This is a genomic window from Actinomadura sp. GTD37 (assembly GCF_041951365.1).
Taxonomy (GTDB): domain Bacteria; phylum Actinomycetota; class Actinomycetes; order Streptosporangiales; family Streptosporangiaceae; genus Spirillospora.
This window is the reverse complement of record NZ_JBGNUS010000001.1, coordinates 2,281,566-2,298,906: the sequence shown is the minus strand read 5'-3', so window position 1 is coordinate 2,298,906 and position 17,341 is coordinate 2,281,566. Positions and strand designations below refer to the sequence as shown.

The following is a 17,341-nucleotide window of genomic DNA, read 5'->3' as shown; positions in this document are numbered from 1 at the left end:
GGGTTACTTTCCTGTCTACTCTCGAAAAGCTGGCGAAATGTTTCGAGGCCGCTCCCCCTTGAGGAGACCGCCGATGGGCAGATCCCCGCGGACGTGGAAAGTCCTCCTGACCCTGGTCCCTACCGTCGTCGCCTTCACCGCCGTGCCCGCCGCCGCGATGCCGTCCGCCCCGCCTGCGGGGCGCGGCGGCCCCCGCCCCGCCGACCCCGCGTCCTACATCTCGTTCCATGACGGGCGCGGGCACTTCCCCCTCGTCGCGGACGGCGAGGCCGCGCCGCTCGTCGTCAGCGGCGCCGACCTCCCCGGCGTCGTGCGGGTCGTCGGCGACATCCAGTCCGACATCGAGCGGGTGACCGGCGTGCGCCCGGCGGTCGCCCGGGACGCGCCGCCGCCCGGCCGGGACGTCGTCATCGTCGGCACGATCGGCATGAGCCCGCTCATCGACGGCCTCGTCGCGGCCGGGAAGCTCGACGTGCGGGGCGTCGCGGGCAAATGGGAGACGACCCTCGAACAGGTGGTGGAGCACCCGATGCCGGGCGTCCGCCGCGCGTTCGTGATCGCGGGCAGCGACCAGCGCGGGACGATCTACGGCGCGTACGACGTCTCGAAGAGCATCGGCGTCTCCCCCTGGTACTTCTGGGACGACGTCCCGTCCGAGCGCCGCCGCGCGCTCTACGTGAAGCCGGGCCGGCACACCCAGGGCACGCCCGCCGTGAAATACCGGGGCTTCTTCATCAACGACGAGAACCCCGCGCTGAACCGGTGGGCGCCGAAGTTCTTCGGGAACGGGAAGGCGCCCGGATTCCCGAACGGCTTCAACCACGAGTTCTACGCCAAGGTCTTCGAGACGATGCTGCGGCTGAAGGCCAATTACCTGTGGCCGGCCGTGTGGGGGCGGGCCTTCGCCGAGGACGACCCGCTGAACCACGCGACCGCGAAGAAGTACGGCGTGGTCATGGGGACCTCCCATGAGGCGCCGATGATGCGCGGCATCGAGGAATGGAACCGGCACGCCGTCCCGGCGCGGCGGGACGCGGACGGGAACATCGTCGAGCCGGGCCGCGACCCGTACGGCGGCACCGGCGAATGGAGTTTCCGGCGGAACGCGGACGCCATCGAGAAGTACTGGAGGGACGGCGTCCAGCGCATGGCCGACGAGGACTTCGAGGGCGTCGTCACGCTCGGGATGCGCGGGAACGGCGACGTCGGCCTGCCGGACGGCGACGGCATCGAACTGATGCGGGACATCATCGCCAGTGAGCGCGGAATTCTGGGCGACGTCACCGGCAAGGACCCGTCCGAGATCCCGCAGGTATGGACGCTCTACAAAGAGGTGCAGCGGTACTGGGACCGGGGGCTGCGCGCGCCGGACGACGTGACGGTCGTCTTCACCGACGACAACTGGGGCAACATGCGCAAGATGCCCGAGCGCGGTCTTCCCGAGCGCGCGGGCGGATACGGCCTCTACTACCACTTCGACTACGTGGGCGGCGGCCGCAACTACAAATGGGTCGACACCGCGCAGCTCGGCAACACGTGGGAGCAGCTGCACCAGTCGTACCAGTACGGCATCCGGAATCTCTGGGTGGCGAACGCCGGGGACATGAAGGGCAACGAACTGCCGGTCCAGTTCTTCCTCGACTACGCGTGGAATCCCGGCAAGTGGCCGCTGGCGAGCCTCAAGGAGTGGGAGCGGCAGTACGCGGCGCAGAACTTCGGCCCCGATGACGCGGACGAGATCGCCGGTGTCCTCGACGCGTACGGGAACCTTCAGGCGCTGCGCAAGCCGGAACTGCTCAACCGCCGCATCACCGTCGACCCGGACAAGGACCTGCCCTCCGATTCCGGCGCGGTCGTCTACGACGACGAGCAGACGCCGTTCCACCTGAACCAGTACCGGGAGATGGCGACCGTGACCGCGCGGTGGAAGCGGCTGGCGGCCCAGGCGGAACGGATACGCGGGCGGCTGCCGAAGGAATACCAGGACGCCTACTACCAGCTCGTCCACTACCAGGTGAAGGCGACCGCGAACCTGTACGAACTGCGGGAAGCCGAGTTCACCAACATCCTGTACGCGAAGCAGGGGCGGGCGTCCGCCAACGACTACGCCGACCTCGCCGAGGCCCGTTTCGCCGACGACCAGGCGATGTCGAAGCACTACGACACCGTGCTCGCGGGCGGGAAATGGAATGGATTCCAGAGCCAGCCGCACATCGGCTACGGCGACGTCGAAAGGTACGGCCCCAACGCGCCCTGGCAGCAGCCTGAGCGCGACAACGTGGCACTTCCGGACGAGATCTTCCCGAAGCTCCAGCGGATCGAGGTCCCGGACGGCGCCGACATGGGCGTGGCGGTCGACGGCTCCGACGAATGGTGGCCCCATTCCGGGTCCGCGGCCGTCCTGCCGGAATTCAGCCCCTACCAGAGCGGGCCCGCGCAGTACATCGAGGTGTTCAACCGCGGCTCCGAGCCGTTCCAGTACCGGATCTCCCCCGCCGAGCCCTGGGTGCGGGTCACCCATGGCGAGGGACGGGTCGACAAGCAGATCCGGGCCGCGGTGCAGGTCGACTGGTCGCGTGCGCCCAAGGGCACCAGCCGGGTGCCCATCGAGATCTCCGGGCCGGGCGGCCGAACCGTGACCGTCCACGCCGTGGTGGACAAGCCGGCGTCGTACAAGGCGCACGGATTCGTCGAGGCGGGCGGCTACGTCTCGATGAACGCCGACCATTACAGCCGCGCGACCGACACGGCGGCGGCGCGGTGGACGCGCGTCCCCGGAATCGGCCGGACGGACGCCGGAATGGAGCCCTTCCCCGTCACCGCGCCCGCCCAGGAGCCCGGAAAGGGGCCGCGCCTGGAATACGACATGACCCTGACGACCACCGGGCCGGTGAAGATCTGGGCCTACCTGTCGCCGAGGAACAGCGTCCTTTCGGCCGAAGGGCTGGAATACGCCGTCTCGATCGACGACGAGCGGCCGCGGGTCGTGAACGCCACGGCGGCGACCGGCGCGAACGACACCACCATGAACAAGCAGTGGGAGCGCAACACGTCCGACAACGTGAACCGCACCGTCACGACCCACGCCGTCGCCGGACCGGGGACGCACACCCTGAAGTTCTGGATGGTCGACCCGGCCGTCGTCCTGCAGAAGATCGTGGTCGACACCGGCGGACTCAGGACCTCTTATCTCGGGCCCCCGGAAAGCCGGCGGGCCGGGTTTCGCCCCACCCCCGTCCTTCAAGGAGGAACGAAACCATGAGAAGAGCATTCACCGCGGTGCTGGGAGCAGCGTCACTGCTCCTCGCGATGCTGGTGGCCGTCGCGCTCCCCGCGTCGGCGGCCCCCGGCACGCTCGGGGAGGCGGCCGCCGCCAAGGGCCGCGTCTTCGGTACCGCCGCCGCCCAGGGCCACATGGGCGAATCGGCGTACGCCACCACGCTCGACCGTGAGTTCAACCAGCTCACGCCGGAGAACGAGATGAAGTGGGAGACGACCGAGCCGTCCCGCGACTCGTTCAACTTCAGCGCGGCGGACCAACTCGTCAGCCACGCCCAGGCGCGAAGCATGGCGGTCCGCGGGCACACGCTCGTATGGCACAGCCAGCTGCCGGGCTGGGTCAGCGGCATCTCGTCCCGCGACGACCTGCTCGGCGTCATGCGCAACCACATCGCGAAGGAGGCCGGGCACTTCGCCGGGAAGGTCGACTACTGGGACGTCGTCAACGAGGCGTTCCAGGACGGTTCCGGCGCGCGGCGCGACTCGGTGTTCCAGCGCGTCATCGGCGACGGCTACATCGAGGAGGCGTTCCGGGCGGCCCGCCAGGCCGATCCGAACGCCAAGCTCTGCTACAACGACTACAACATCGACGGCCAGAACGCGAAGAGCAATGCCGTCTACACCATGGTCCAGGACTTCAAGGCGCGCGGCGTCCCGATCGACTGCGTCGGCCTCCAGGCGCACCTGACCCTGGGGAACGTCCCGTCCGATATGCAGGCCAACATGCAGCGGTTCGCGGCCTTGGGCGTGGACGTCCACATCACCGAACTCGACATCCGCATGAACACTCCGGCGGACAGTTCGAAGCTCGCCACGCAGGCGAACGACTACAAGAAGGTCGTCCAGGCGTGCCTCGCCGTGCCGCGCTGCACCGTCATCACCGTGTGGGGCATCACCGACAAGTACTCGTGGGTTCCCGACACGTTCCCCGGTGAGGGCGCCGCGCTGCTCTTCGACGACAACTACAACAAGAAGCCGGCGTACGACGCGGCCCTCGAAGCACTCGGCGGCGAACCCGGCGATCCCGGCGACCCGGGCGACCCCGGGTCCGTCTCCTGCGCCTACACCCGCACCTCGCAGTGGAACAACGGCTTCAACGGCCAGGTCACCATCACCGCCGGGAGCAGTGCGATCAGCTCGTGGACGGTCGTCATGACCCTGAACTCCGGCCAGACGATCTCCGCTCTCTGGAACGGCAGTGCCGGCACGAGCGGCAACGTCGTCACGGTGAAACCGGTGGGCTGGAACTCCACCCTGGCGGCGGGCACGTCGGCCTCGTTCGGCTTCACGGCGAGCGCGCCGGGCGGGAACGTCTCCGACCCGTCCGTCACCTGCGGCACCCCCTGATATCCCGCGGCAATTCCGGTCTCCGGCACGGCGGCAGCTCCCAGGTCGCCGTGCCGGCGCATTTCCGGATTCCCCGGCGGGAACGACACGCATCCACTATCACGGGGTAGTCGGAGTAGGCCGGACGACCGAATGCGGGGGGTGCGCCGTTTTGGCGTTGAAGATCGAGGATTACGGGCTTCTCGGGGACACGCAGACGGCGGCGCTGGTCGGCCGGGACGGATCGGTCGACTGGCTGTGCCTGCCCCGGTTCGACTCCCCCGCCTGCTTCGCCGCCCTGCTCGGCGACGAGAGCGCCGGGGCCTGGCGGCTCGCCCCCGCGTCCGGCGGCCTGTGCACGCGGCGCCGGTACCGCGGCGACACGCTGGTCCTGGAGAGCGAGTGGGACACCCCGGACGGCACCGTCCGGCTCATCGACTTCATGCCGCCGCGCGGCGAGGCCGCCGACGTCGTCCGGATCGTGGAGGGCGTCAGCGGGCGCGTCCCGATGCGCATGGCGCTGCGGCTGCGCTTCGACTACGGCCGGATCGTGCCGTGGGTGCGGCACCGCGAGGGCGAGCGCAACGCGATCGCGGGCCCGGACGCGGTCTGGCTGAAGACCCCCGTCGAGATGGAGGGGCACGACCTCGGCACGTTCGCCGACTTCGCCGTGTCGGCGGGCGACCGGGTGCCGTTCGTGCTGACCTACAGCCGGTCCCACCTGCCGCGGCCCCACGCCGTGGAGCCCGAGCAGGCGCTCCGCGACACCGAGCGGTTCTGGTCGGACTGGATGCGGAGCTACGACTACACGGGGCGCTGGGACGAGGCCGTCCGCCGGTCGCTGATCACGCTGAAGGCCCTCACCTACGCCCCGACCGGCGGCATCGTCGCCGCCGCGACCACGTCCCTGCCGGAGCAGCTCGGCGGGCCGCGCAACTGGGACTACCGGTACTGCTGGCTGCGGGACGCGACGTTCACGCTCCAGGCGCTGCTCGGCACCGGGTTCGCCGCGGAGGCCGCGGCGTGGCGCGAGTGGCTGCTGCGCGCGGTCGCCGGCGACCCCGCCGACCTGCAGATCATGTACGGCATCGACGGCACCCGGCGGCTCCCCGAGTTCACCCTCGACTGGCTGCCCGGGTACGAGGGGTCCTCGCCCGTCCGGGTCGGCAACGCGGCGTCCGACCAGTTCCAGCTCGACACGTGGGGCGAGGTCCTGGACGGCCTGCACCTCGCGCGGACCGCCCGCATCGGGGCGGACGAGAGCGCCTGGGACCTCCAGCTCGCGCTGATGGACTTCCTCGAAGGGCACTGGAACGACCCCGACAACAGCCTGTGGGAGGTGCGCGGGGAGCGGCGCCACTTCGTCCACTCCAAGGTGCTCGCGTGGGCGGGCGTCGACCGGATGGTGCAGGGCGTCGAGCGGTACGGCCTGGAGGGGCCCGCCGACGTGTGGAAGGCGCTGCGGCAGCGGATCCACGACGACGTGTGCGGCAAGGGCTTCGACGCGGGCCGCGGCACGTTCACCCAGTTCTACGGCTCGCAGGGGCTGGACGCGGCGCTGCTGCTCATCCCGCAGACCGGGTTCCTGCCGTGGCACGACCCGCGGGTCGTCGGCACGGTCGACGAGGTGCGGCGCGAGCTGTACCGGGACGGGTTCATGCTCCGCTACGACACGGACGCGGACGGCGGCGTGGACGGGCTGCCCGGCGCCGAGGGCTCGTTCCTCGCCTGCACGTTCTGGCTCGCGGACGCGCTGCACGGCATCGGCCGCACCGGGGAGGCGACCGAGCTGTTCGAGCGGCTGCTGGGGCTGCGCAGCGACCTGGGCCTGCTCAGCGAGGAGTACGACACGACTACCGGGCGGCAGATCGGGAACACCCCGCAGGCGTACTCGCACGTCGGGCTCGTCAACACCGCGCGGCACCTGAGCGGGACGCGTCCCGCCGCGCGCCGGTCCTGACCGCCCGCGGCCCGCAACGAACGCTGGAAGTCGTGGAAGGAGAAGCGCCATGCGCGCCTTGACCGTCCTGCCGGAGAAGCGCGGCTCACTGGCCGTCGTCGACGTGCCCGACCCCGAACCCGGGGCGAACGACCTGCTCGTCGACGGCATCGCCGTCGGGGTGTGCGGCACGGACCGGGAGATCGCCGCCGGCGACTACGGCTGGGCGCCGCCCGGCCACGAGCGGCTGGTCATCGGGCACGAGTCGCTCGGCCGGGTGCGGGAGGCGCCGCCCGGCAGCGGCTTCTCCCCCGGCGACCTGGTGGTGGGCGTCGTCCGGCGCCCGGACCCGGAGCCGTGCGGGGCCTGCGCGCACGGCGAGTTCGACATGTGCCGCAACGGCCGGTACACCGAGCGCGGCATCAAGGAGCTCGACGGGTACGCGAGCCGGGCGTGGCGGGTCGAGGCCGACTACGCCGTCACGCTGGACCCGCGCCTCGCCGAGGTCGGCGTGCTCATGGAGCCGACGACCGTCGTCGCGAAGGCGTGGGAGCAGATCGAGAAGGTCGGCGCGCGGGCGTGGTTCGAGCCGCACCGGGTCCTCGTGACGGGCGCGGGCCCGATCGGGCTGCTCGCCGCGCTGCTGGGCGTGCAGCGCGGGCTGGACGTGCACGTCCTCGACCGGGTCGCGGACGGGCCGAAGCCGCGGCTGGTCGCCGACCTCGGCGCGACCTACCACCACGAGGGCCTGGAGAAGGCCGTCGAGGGCGGCGAGCCGGACGTGGTGATCGAGGCGACCGGGGCGTCCCAGCTGGTGTTCGGCGCGATGGCGAACAACGCCCCGTACGGGATCGTGTGCCTGACCGGGGTGTCGTCGGCGGGCCGCCCGCTCCAGGTGGACGTCGGGGGGCTCAACCGCGACATCGTCCTGGAGAACGACGCGATCATCGGCTCGGTCAACGCGAACATCGGCCACTACGCGGCCGCCGCGCGGTCTCTGGCGGAGGCCGATCTGGACTGGCTGAACCGCCTCATCTCGCGCCGCGTCCCGCTCGAAGACTACGCGGACGCCTTCACGCCCCACCCCGACGACGTGAAGGTCGTCATCACCCTGGACGACTGACCGTTCGGCGGGGCGGGGCGGCGCCCGGTCGCCGTGGTGTGTCCGAAAAAGGGGACGAAAAGGGCCGAAATTGCGGTCAAGCCGCACGGCCCGGCACGGGAATGCGGCGAAAACCGTGCGCGGGAACCGGCCGCCCGGCCAGGATTCGGGGCATGACCTTCGCGTTGCTGCGCGGGTACGACCACATCAGCGTGGTCGCCCGCCTCGATCCGGTCGCGGCGGTGCGCGGCCGGGAACCCGGCGGGCGGATCTCGCGCCATCCGAAGATCTCCCCCGCCGGCTCCCCCGATTTCGGTCATGCGGTGCAATGCGGAGACGAAGGGGAGATCGGCGACCGCCGGTACCGGATCGTCCGGGTCGAGAGGTTCGTCCACTTCGGCGGCTCCGGCCGTCCGGGACGTCCCGGAGCCGAATCACCTTCCCGGCGCGGCCATTGAGGATGTGCGCCCTCGCCGTCCGATCGCGGCGGCGCCATCGGCCCGCGCCCGGTTCCAGAAGTGCCGTGCGCCGTCACCGCACCTCTCCCCCCAGCTGGGACGACGCCGGAATGGCGGCCCGTCCCGGCGTGCCGGGGGCGGCTTTCGCGGCCTGATTCTGACCCGACTGGTCAGCGCCATTCTGACCCGTTTCCGAGAAGTCGCATGACCAAAATTGGACATCAACGGCGCCTGTTATCGAACAAACCGGGCGTCCGGGTAGATTAGCCATAAAACGGGGCGATCGACACGCCACCGAACCAATGGGATGGATGGAACGTGCAGTCTCCCGACGAACGGGGCCGGTGGACCAACGAACTGACGGGGAGGATCGAGGGTTCCAGCGTCCAGGCCGGGTCCATCGCCGGCGGGGTGCACATCAACGCGCCCGGCCCGAGGCCCCTTCCCGCCCCCGCGCAACTGCCGCCGCCCGGACTGTTCGCCGACCGGCGCAGCGAGCTGCGGCGGCTCGCGGCGCTCGCGGACGACTCGGGGCTCGTGGTCCTCACCGGCCCCGGCGGCGTCGGCAAGACCACGCTCGCGCTGCGCTGGCTGCACGAGATCAAGGACGGGTACGAGGGCCAGCTCTTCATCGACCTGCGCGGCTTCTCCGGCGCCGAGCCGCTGCCGCCCGACGAGCCGCTGGAGCGCTTCCTGCGGGCCCTCGGCGCGGCCCCGGAGCACATCCCGGCCGCCGCCGACGAGCAGTCCGCGCTGTTCCGGTCGATGACCACCGGGCGCCGCCTGGTCGTCATGCTCGACAACGCCGTGTCGGCGGCGCAGGTCCGCCCGCTGCTGCCCGGCGCGGGGGCGTCGCTGGTCGTGGTCACCTCCCGCCACCGCCTGACCGGGCTGGTGGTGGACGGCGCGCGGTTCGCGGACGTCGACCCGCTCGGCGAGCCGGGTGCGCTGGAACTGCTGGAGCGCCTGATCGGCGCGGACCGGCTCGGCGCGGAACGCGACCATGCCCGGTCGCTGGTCGCGCTCTGCGGCACCCTGCCGCTGGCGGTCTGCGCGTCCGGCGCCCGGCTCGCGGCGCGGCGCCGCTGGCCGATCGCCCGCGCGGTGGCCGAACTCGGCGACGAGGCGAGGCGGCTGTCCGCGCTGCGCACCGGCGAGGGCGACATCTCGGTGAGCGCCGTCTTCAACACCTCCTACCAGGCGCTCGACGAGGAGCAGGCGGCGGCCTACCGGCTGCTCGGCGTCCATCCGGGGCCCGATCTCGGCGCCGCCGCCGCGGCGGCCCTCATCGGGACGGACGAGGAGCACGCCGCGAGACTCCTGGACGACCTGGTGGACGCCAGCCTGCTGCTCGAAGGCCCCGGCGACCGGTACGGCTTCCACGACCTGGTCCGCCTGCACGCGCGGGACGCGGGCCGCGCGGCGGCGCGGGACCGCGGGACCGCGTTCGCCCGGCTCGCCGGCTGGTACCTGACGACCGCCGTCGCCGCCGACCGCACCCTGATGCCGGGCCGGTGGCACCTCGGCGAGCAGTACGCGACGCCGCCGGACGACCGCTTCGCGTCCCGCGCGGAGGCGCTGGGGTGGCTCGAACAGGAGCGCCTGAACCTCGCGGCGGTCGCGCAGGAGGCGCACGACACCGGGCTGCACGCCGTCACCTGGCAGCTCGCCGAGGCGATGTGGCCGCTGTTCCTGCAGCGCAAGCACTACTCGGCCTGGATCCGGATGTACGAGCTGGGGCACACCGCCGCCGAGTCCTGCGGCGACATCAAGGCGCAGGCGCGGATGCTGGAGTGCCTGGGGATCGTCTACAACAACCTCCAGGACCACGGGAAGGCGGCCGGTCATTTCGAGACCGCCCTCGCTCTGGAGCGGCGGTCCGGTCACCGGCTCGGCGAGGCGTCGGCGCTCGAAGGACTCGGCGCCGTGGCGCTCGCCACCGGTGCCCCGTCCCGCGCGATCGAGCTGTTCGCCCTGGCGCGGGACGTGCACATCGATCAGGGGCGTCCGCGCGGGATCGCGCTGATGGACCGGCACATCGGCGAGGCGCTCAGCGTGGCGGGCCGGCACGCCGAGGCGGACGCGACGCTGACCGGCGTCCTGGAGAAGTTCTCCCGGCACGACGAGCCGTACCACCATGCGCGGACGCTCACCTGCCTCGGCCAGGCGCGGCTACGGGCCGGACGCCCGGACGAGGCCGCCGCCGTCCTCCACGAGGCGCGCGAGGTCGCGCGGGAGATGGACGCCCCGCATGTGGAGGCCGGGGCGCTGCGCGAGCTGGCCCGGATTGCGGAGGGCCTGGACGACCCGGCGGCCGAACGCCTGCTGCTGGAACAGGCGCTCGGCATCTACACCGCGCTGAGCTCGCCGCAGGCCGCGGAGGTCAGCGCGCGGCTCGCCGATCTGCCGGTCGCACCGCCCGGAGATCCCGCATCCTGACCACCGTGACCGTGTTGTCGCGGACGAGCGTGAGCCGGGTGAGCACGCCGGGCGGCCCGCCCGCCACAAGCCAGGCGTGCAGGGCGGACGCGTACCGGGCCGCGTCGCCCGGCGTGCACGGCCCGCCGAGGACCGGGTCGAGCCGCGCCTCCACGCCGCCGGCCGTCACCAGGCAGCCCAGCCCGGTGACGGTCACCGCGACGAGGCAGCCCGGATGGGCCGCCAGGAGCCGGGCCGGGGTCACGGCCCGGCTGATGATCACGTCCGCGCACGCCAGCCAGGCCGGCGAGGTCTCCTCCGGCCCGGCGACGAGATGCTCGTCGCAGGGCGGCGGCTCCGGGCCGTCCGCGGGCGGACGCCGCAGCGTCAGCGCCCGCCCGCCGGCGAGCACGCGCTCCGGCCCCGCCAGGTCGTCCCAGACCCGTACCAGCCCGGCCATCACGCCGCCCTCAGCCCGCAGGAGACCGGCAGCGGGACCGGCTCGACGTCCGGCGGGCGGTCCCGGTCCGGCAGCCGCAGCAGCCGGTACATCTCGCCGCGGATGAGGCGGGCCGCCTCCCCCGGCCGGGAGCTGATGGCGCCCCGCATCGCGGCATGGACCCGTCCGGTGAAGGCGTGCGCCGCGTCCTCCAGTTGCGGGGCCAGCGGCCGGTCCCAGTCGACGCGCGGCGCGAACGCGCCGAGCCCGGCGACATGCGTTCCCGGCGCCACGCGGTCCTCCGGAAAGGTGCCGAGCAGCACCGGAACGCCGATGGCGGCGCCATAGCAGGTGACCGACCCGTGATCGCCGACGAGGACGTCGGCGGCGACCAGGCCGGCGCGCCAGCCCTCCTCGGGCGGGAACAGCCGGACGCCGAGCCGCAGGCAGTCCGCGTGCCAGGCGAGCACCTGGCGCCTACCGTGGTAGGACCACACATTCGGGTGCAGCGCGGCGACGACCTGGTACCTGTCGCGCGGCAGCCCGGCGGCGACGCGCAGCAGCAGGTCGGGATGTCTGCCGAGCAGCGAGTCCCCCCTCCAGGTGGAACTGACGAAGACGAGCCGCCGGCCCGGCCGCACGCCGAGCGCCCGCCGGTACACGTTCCGGTAGGGCAGGCTCGCCATCAGGCGATCCAGGCAGGGGTCGCCACCGGTGAACCCCACTGGACGCGCTTCCGGGCACTCGCGTTCCAGCATCTCCAGATGCCGGTCGTGCGCCAGGACGATCGAGGACGGCACGACCCGGCCGGCGATGACGAGGCGCTCCCTGATCAGGCCGCTGACCGGACGCGCGGCGGCCGGCCCGGCGCCGGCGCCGCGGGCGACCAGCTTGCCGGGACCCGCCCCGTGCAGCAGGGTCATGACCGGCCCGTGCAGCTTCTCCAGCATTCCGTGACCGGCCGCCACGACGAGATCCCACTTGGTGCTCATGGCCTGCCGCCAGGGCACCACCAAGCCGTCAAGGTCACGCAGATGCGCGTCCAGTCCACCGGTGTAGGCCGATGCAGGCGAGGCCGTGTACGCGACCGCGACCCGCTGGTCGCTCTCCAGCAGCGGCATGACGTCGGCGAGCCGCGTCGCCGCCGTCAGATGGTGCGCGACCGCGAGCACCGCCCGCCGCGCCGGAACGGTCGAGCCCCTGAGCGCGTCCAGCCCGAACGGGCCCGGCACCCACGCGTCCGCCGAGAAGTTCATCTCAGCCCTCCCTGGCAGGCGTGGCCGGGAGACTCCACCCGGCTCTCGATGCGGAACGGCGGCGAGACCGGGTCCGCCACGGGGATCGTGGCGGGCTGCGGCAGCCGCAGCAGCCCGTACATCAGGCTGCGCATGTTGCGGTCGAACCGTCCCGGCTCGGACGTGATCCGCCCGAGGACGGGCCGGACCCGCTCCGGCCGCCACCGCGCCGCGGCCTCGGCCAGCTGCGGCCGGACGGGCCGGTGCGCCGCGAGCCGGACGGCGAGGAGGCGCAGTGCGTCCCCCGGCGGCGGACCGGTGACGATCACCGGGACCCCGATGATCGTCCCGTACCGCGTGACGGGGCCCGGCGGCCCGAGGATCCAGTCGGCGGCGACGAGCGCGGCCCGCCAGTCCGCCTCCGGCGGCATGAGGCCGAGCCCCGACCGCAGGTGGACGGCGAGGCCCGGCCCGTCCGGGCAGCGGTCGCCGCCCGGCTCCGGGACGCCGAGGACCTGGTACCGGTCGGACGGCAGTTCGGCGAGCAGGCGCCGCACGACGTCCGGTGACCGGCGGCACGCGCACGCGCCGCCGGACGAGGGCAGCGCCACCACGACGAGCCCGCGCCGCCCGCCGACGCCCAGCGCGCGCCGGTAGAAGTCGCGCAGCGGGAGGCTCGCCACCAGCCGGTCGTGGTCGGAGTCGCCGACGACGACCCCGCGGCCGTCCCCGGCGTCCGGAGGCCGGTCCAGGTGGTGGGCGTAGGTGAACACGGCCGGCGCGGGCCGGTGCGCGACCTCCGCCGGGATCGTTCCGGGCAGTGCGATGAGCGGCGCGCCCGGCGGGCGCGCCGGAACCCGGTGCGCGGTGACGACCAGGCCGACGTCACCGTCCGCGAGTTCAGACCAGCGCAGCGGGGCTGCGCCCGCGTCCTTGAGCATCACCTCCACCGCGGCCGAGGACGGCCCGGGGGCCGCCGAGAAGAGCACGCGCAGCCGCGGGTCGGTCCCCGCGAGCCGCGCCACGTCCAGTGCGGGCTGCCCGGGTACGGGCGAGCCCACCACAACCAGCACGGTGCGCCGGTCCCCCAGCCGTCCCCACCAGCCGGGGTCGAACCCGCTCAGGGCCCGACGCCATTCGAAGCCGGTCATTGCCGTCAACGAACCCCCTTTGACCTCGGATGCGAACATCCGTCCCTCCGTCGCAGATCGAATAGACCTGCCTCCGGAATCGAGTGTCGATCGGAGAGCTTGACGAAAACTTGCAATCGTCCTGACTTGGTGAGTAGTGAGATCAGGGGGAAGTCGCGTCGAGCACTGCTCGGCTCTGGCCATTCGGTACGCATGATGCCAAAATCGGCGCAGGAGGAGATTTCCACAAAGGGGAACCGGTGGAGTTCCGCGTCATAGGCCCCGTCGAGCTGTGGGTCAACGGCCGGCGGCGCGACCTGGGAACGCCCAAGGAACGCTGCGTGCTCGCCGTGCTGCTGCTCGGCCGGCGGCAGCCGGTGCCCGCCGAGACCCTGATCCGGCGGGTGTGGGACGACGCCCCGCCCGCCAAGGCCCGGCAAGGGCTCCAGGTCTACATGACGCGGCTGCGCCGCAGGCTGGAGGACGTGCAGGGCGCCGCGCTGATCTCCCGGCGGGGGTCCTATCTCGTCGATGTCGACGACGAGTCGGTCGACCTGCACCGGTTCCGGCTGCTGCGCGACCAGGCCCGCGCGATCTCCGAAAGCGGCGATGACGAATACGCCCTCGACCACCATCGCCGGGCGGCGGAGTTATGGCGGGCCGAACCGCTCGCCGACCTGTCCGGGGGCTGGGCGGAGCGCACCCGGCACAATCTGGAACAGGAACTGCTGAGCGCCGCGTTCGTGCGCATCGACCTGGAGCTGAAGCACGGCAACCACGCCGACCTGCTCCGCGAGTTGTCGGACCTCGCCGAACGTCATCCGCTGGACGAGCGTCCGGTCGAGCGGCTCATGATGGCGCTCTACCGCTGCGGGCGGCAGGCCGAGGCCCTGGAGGTCTACCGGCGCACGCGCGGCCTCTTCGTGGCGGAGTCCGGAACCGACCCTGGTCCGGGGCTGCGGCGGCTCCAGCAGCAGATCCTGCAAGGCGATCCGGATCTGCTGCGGGTTCCCGGCACCCAGTTGAGCGTGGACCGGCGCCCGCACACCCTGCCGCACGGGGCGCGGGTGTTCGTCGGACGCGACGACGAGCTGCGGCAGCTCATGGACACGGTGCCGGGCATCGCGGGCCCGCCGGCCGGTTCCGCGGTGACCGTGGTGGCCGTCGACGGCATGGCCGGCGTCGGGAAGTCGGCGCTCGCCGTCCACCTCGCGCACCGGCTGGCGGAGCACTACCCCGACGGGACCATGTACCTGGAGCTGCACGCGCACGACGCCCGGCAGAAGCCCCTCGACCCGGCGGACGCGCTCGACACGCTGCTCCGCATGATCGGCGTCCCGGTGGCGCGGGTGCCGCGAGCGCTGGACGAGCGCGCCGCGCTGTGGCGGTCCGAGCTGGCGGGCAGCCGCGCGATCATCGTGCTGGACGACGCCGCCGGGCACGACCAGATCCGGCCGCTGCTCCCGGCGTCCGCCGGCTGCCTGGTGATCGTGACCAGCCGCCGCCGGCTGACCGGGCTGCACGACGCGTGGCCGCTGTCACTGGAGATCCTGCCCGTCCGGGACGCGATGGTCCTGTTCACCGGTATCGCGGGCCCCGGCCGCGCCGAGACCGACGTCGCCGAGGTGGTGGAGCGCTGCGGGCGCCTGCCGCTCGCGGTGGGCATGGCGGCGAGCCGGCTGCGCCACCGCCGCGCCTGGGACACCCGCGATCTGCTGGCCCGGCTTACCCCCGACGACCGCCGGCTGGACGAGCTGCGCGACGAGGACCGCGAGATCACCACCGTGTTCGAGGTCTCCTACCGCGGTCTCCCGTCGCCGCTGCGGAACGCGTTCCGCGCCTTCGGCCTGCACCCCGGCCCCGACCTGACGGCCGACGCGGCCGCCGCGGCGCTGGCCTGCCCGGTCCGGGAGGCCGAGCGGATCTTGGAGGAGCTGCTCGACCGGCATCTGATCACCGAGCCCGCCCGGGGCCGCTACCGTTTCCACGACCTCGTCCAGGACTACGCCCGCCGCGTGTCCCGCGAGACCGACTCCGCCGAGCATCGGCACCGGATCGTCCTCCGGATCCTCGACCACCACCTCGCGGCCGCCGCCCGCGCGGGGCGCCTGCTGGCCCCGCACCGTCCGGCGGACGACGTCCCGCCCGGCCCGCCGCCGCTCCCGCCGATCTCGGACGAGGCGGCGGCGGCCGATTGGTTCGCCGCCGAGCACGAATGCCTGCTGAACTCCGCCGCCGAGGCCGCACGGATCGGCTCCGCCGACCGTGTCGCCCATTTCGCCCGCCTGCTCGCCGCGCACCTCGAATCGCGCGGTCACTGGGACGCGGCGGCACGGCTGCACGGTGACGCGGTCGAGGCGCTGCGCAGCCTGGACGACCGTCCGGGCACCGCCTGGGCACTGGCCGACCTCAGCCACATCCGTTTCCGCCGCGGCGAATACGACGCCGCGATGGAAGAAGCGGAAAAGGCCCTTGCGATCCACCGCTCCACCGGCGACCGCCGGGGAGAGGCCGAGATTCTCGGCCATATAAGCCTCGTCCACTGGCACCAATCCCGTTTCGCCGAGGCTCTGGTCCGTTGCCGGGAGGCACTGGAGATCCACCGCGCTCTGGGCGACCGGCACGGCGAGGCCGACAGCCTGGACCACATCGCGATCTTCCTGGAGTTCACCGGCCGCTACCGGGAGGCCGAACGCCTCCGCCTGGAGGCCCTCGCGATCTTCACGGAGATCGACGATTCGCGTGGCCGCACGATGGCGCTGAACAACATGGGCGACCTGATGATCCGCATCGGCGACGTCGTGAGGGCGGCGGACTACTACGAGCAGACCGCCGCCACATCCGGGATGAGCCGCCAGCACGAGGCCATATCGCTCATCAACACGGCCAACGTCCACCGCCGCACCGGCGCCCACGAAAAGGCGCTGGCCAATTACCGCGCTGCGCTCGCCATAGCGATGGAGTTGGGTGATCGGCGAAACCAGGTGGAGACCCTCATCGGCATCGGCGCCACTTTTCACAACACCGGACGCTACAGCGAGGCGTTGATTCACCACGAACGAGCCTTGGCTATTTCACGCTCCATAAGCGAGCGTTATGAAGAAACACTCGCCCTCCGCCATCTCGGGGACGCCCTCGCCGCGTCTGGCCGTTACCCGGCCGCCGTCGAGCACCTCCGCCAAGCCCGCGATTTAGCCGACCAGATTGGCGTACCGTACGAGTCGGCAAAATCTCTCGAATGCCTGGGAGCGGCGCTTCTCCATGTCCAGGGAAACGAGGTAGCCCGCATTTGCTGGCAGCAGGCGATCCGCCTCTTCGACACCCTCGGCCTCACTGAAGCCGAATCTCTTCGAACCCGCCTCCACGAACTCGACCAGGTCACCGGCACCTGACCCACGAGTCGCCGCACCACCTGACGGCACTCCCGCGAACGCTGGGCAACGCCGGACGTCCCGTACCAGCATTTGCGGCGTCGGACACGGATGCTGGCAGCGTGGTCAACACGTTCGATTCCATACCTATCGGTACCGCTTACCACCAAAGACTCGACGAACCACTACCACTTTCGCAGTTCGCAGACTTGACAGCGAGTAACTTAGTGTTCGATTCTAGCGGACACCAGGGACGCGACCTGCTGGGCATCCGCTACGCGACTGGGATAGATGCGGATGAATATGGACATTACCTCCAAACTTCAGCTAACCCGACAGAAGATACCTTCAGGCAAGGATTCACACGAAGGCCTGAAATGTTGAGACACGCCGCAGACGCCACCGATAGAGTCGGCGTGCGCGGGGGAACTCGATTTCACATGAGCGAAGAGGACTATCAATGAAGGAAAAGCTCATAAAGGCGATACCCAACATCGCCTTCGCGCTCACGGTGATGGTGGTGCTCGTCCACATGACCTGATGGTCATGTCCGAGGGCTGGGCGAGGTCGGAGCAGGGACCTGCCCGGCCCTCTCTGTTCGCAGGGGTGCCGTCCGGGTGATCGTGGCAGGGGCCCGCGGGGCG

10 protein-coding genes are annotated in these 17,341 nt (G+C 71.8%); 7 read left to right on the top strand and 3 right to left on the bottom strand.

Annotation, left to right across the window (positions count from 1 at the left end; all coding sequences use genetic code 11):
- Positions 1-73: 73 nt before the first annotated feature.
- From ACA511_RS11050 to ACA511_RS11025, 6 genes are all read left to right on the top strand, one after another.
- Positions 74-3,262 (top strand): glycosyl hydrolase 115 family protein, encoded by a 3,189-nt coding sequence (locus ACA511_RS11050; RefSeq protein ID WP_375024020.1) that lies wholly within the window; start codon positions 74-76, stop codon positions 3,260-3,262.
- Positions 3,259-4,626, top strand: a complete 1,368-nt coding sequence (locus ACA511_RS11045) for an endo-1,4-beta-xylanase (RefSeq protein ID WP_375024019.1) — start codon at positions 3,259-3,261, stop codon at positions 4,624-4,626. The genes ACA511_RS11050 and ACA511_RS11045 overlap by 4 nt, the downstream gene beginning before the upstream one ends.
- Positions 4,627-4,783: 157 nt before the next feature.
- Entirely contained in the window at positions 4,784-6,565 is a 1,782-nt protein-coding gene (locus ACA511_RS11040) for a glycoside hydrolase family 15 protein (protein ID WP_375024018.1), read from the top strand.
- 49 nt (positions 6,566-6,614) lie between these two features.
- Complete coding sequence (locus tag ACA511_RS11035) at positions 6,615-7,667, top strand: glucose 1-dehydrogenase (RefSeq protein ID WP_375024017.1); 1,053 nt, start codon at positions 6,615-6,617, stop codon at positions 7,665-7,667.
- Positions 7,668-7,819: 152 nt separating this feature from the next.
- The gene (locus tag ACA511_RS11030; protein WP_375024016.1) at positions 7,820-8,104 is read left to right on the top strand and encodes a hypothetical protein; all 285 of its coding nucleotides are present in this window, start codon (positions 7,820-7,822) and stop codon (positions 8,102-8,104) included.
- 318 nt (positions 8,105-8,422) lie between these two features.
- Positions 8,423-10,543 carry a tetratricopeptide repeat protein gene (locus ACA511_RS11025; protein WP_375024015.1) on the top strand — a complete coding sequence of 707 codons (2,121 nt, stop codon included), beginning with the start codon at positions 8,423-8,425 and terminating at the stop codon, positions 10,541-10,543.
- On the opposite strand, the gene ACA511_RS11020 is transcribed toward ACA511_RS11025, so the two are convergent.
- The 3 genes from ACA511_RS11020 to ACA511_RS11010 are packed head-to-tail and all read right to left on the bottom strand — an operon-like array spanning position 10,488 to position 13,347.
- On the bottom strand, positions 10,488-10,982 hold the full coding sequence (locus tag ACA511_RS11020; RefSeq protein WP_375024014.1) for a hypothetical protein: 495 nt from the start codon (positions 10,980-10,982) through the stop codon (positions 10,488-10,490). The two genes, ACA511_RS11025 and ACA511_RS11020, sit on opposite strands and share 56 nt — an antisense overlap.
- On the bottom strand, positions 10,982-12,217 hold the full coding sequence (locus tag ACA511_RS11015) for a hypothetical protein (protein ID WP_375024013.1): 1,236 nt from the start codon (positions 12,215-12,217) through the stop codon (positions 10,982-10,984). Before ACA511_RS11015 ends, ACA511_RS11020 begins: the two co-directional genes overlap by 1 nt.
- Positions 12,214-13,347, bottom strand: coding sequence for a hypothetical protein (locus ACA511_RS11010; RefSeq protein WP_375024012.1), 1,134 nt, complete (start codon positions 13,345-13,347; stop codon positions 12,214-12,216). The genes ACA511_RS11015 and ACA511_RS11010 overlap by 4 nt, the downstream gene beginning before the upstream one ends.
- A 239-nt stretch (positions 13,348-13,586) precedes the next feature.
- Between ACA511_RS11010 and ACA511_RS11005 the strand changes: the two genes are divergently transcribed.
- A complete protein-coding gene (locus ACA511_RS11005; protein ID WP_375024011.1) occupies positions 13,587-16,718 on the top strand; it encodes a tetratricopeptide repeat protein in 3,132 nt (1,043 codons plus the stop codon).
- Positions 16,719-17,341 lie beyond the last annotated feature (623 nt).

What these genes read in the sequence shown, in the direction of transcription:
- ACA511_RS11050 (WP_375024020.1), top strand. Translation starts at nt 74, where the DNA reads ATGGGCAGATCCCCGCGGACGTGGAAAGTCCTCCTGACCCTGGTCCCT.
- ACA511_RS11015 (WP_375024013.1), bottom strand. Translation starts at nt 12,217, where the DNA reads ATGAACTTCTCGGCGGACGCGTGGGTGCCGGGCCCGTTCGGGCTGGAC.
- ACA511_RS11030 (WP_375024016.1), top strand. Translation starts at nt 7,820, where the DNA reads ATGACCTTCGCGTTGCTGCGCGGGTACGACCACATCAGCGTGGTCGCC.
- ACA511_RS11010 (WP_375024012.1), bottom strand. Translation starts at nt 13,347, where the DNA reads ATGACCGGCTTCGAATGGCGTCGGGCCCTGAGCGGGTTCGACCCCGGC.
- ACA511_RS11045 (WP_375024019.1), top strand. Translation starts at nt 3,259, where the DNA reads ATGAGAAGAGCATTCACCGCGGTGCTGGGAGCAGCGTCACTGCTCCTC.
- ACA511_RS11035 (WP_375024017.1), top strand. Translation starts at nt 6,615, where the DNA reads ATGCGCGCCTTGACCGTCCTGCCGGAGAAGCGCGGCTCACTGGCCGTC.
- ACA511_RS11020 (WP_375024014.1), bottom strand. Translation starts at nt 10,982, where the DNA reads ATGGCCGGGCTGGTACGGGTCTGGGACGACCTGGCGGGGCCGGAGCGC.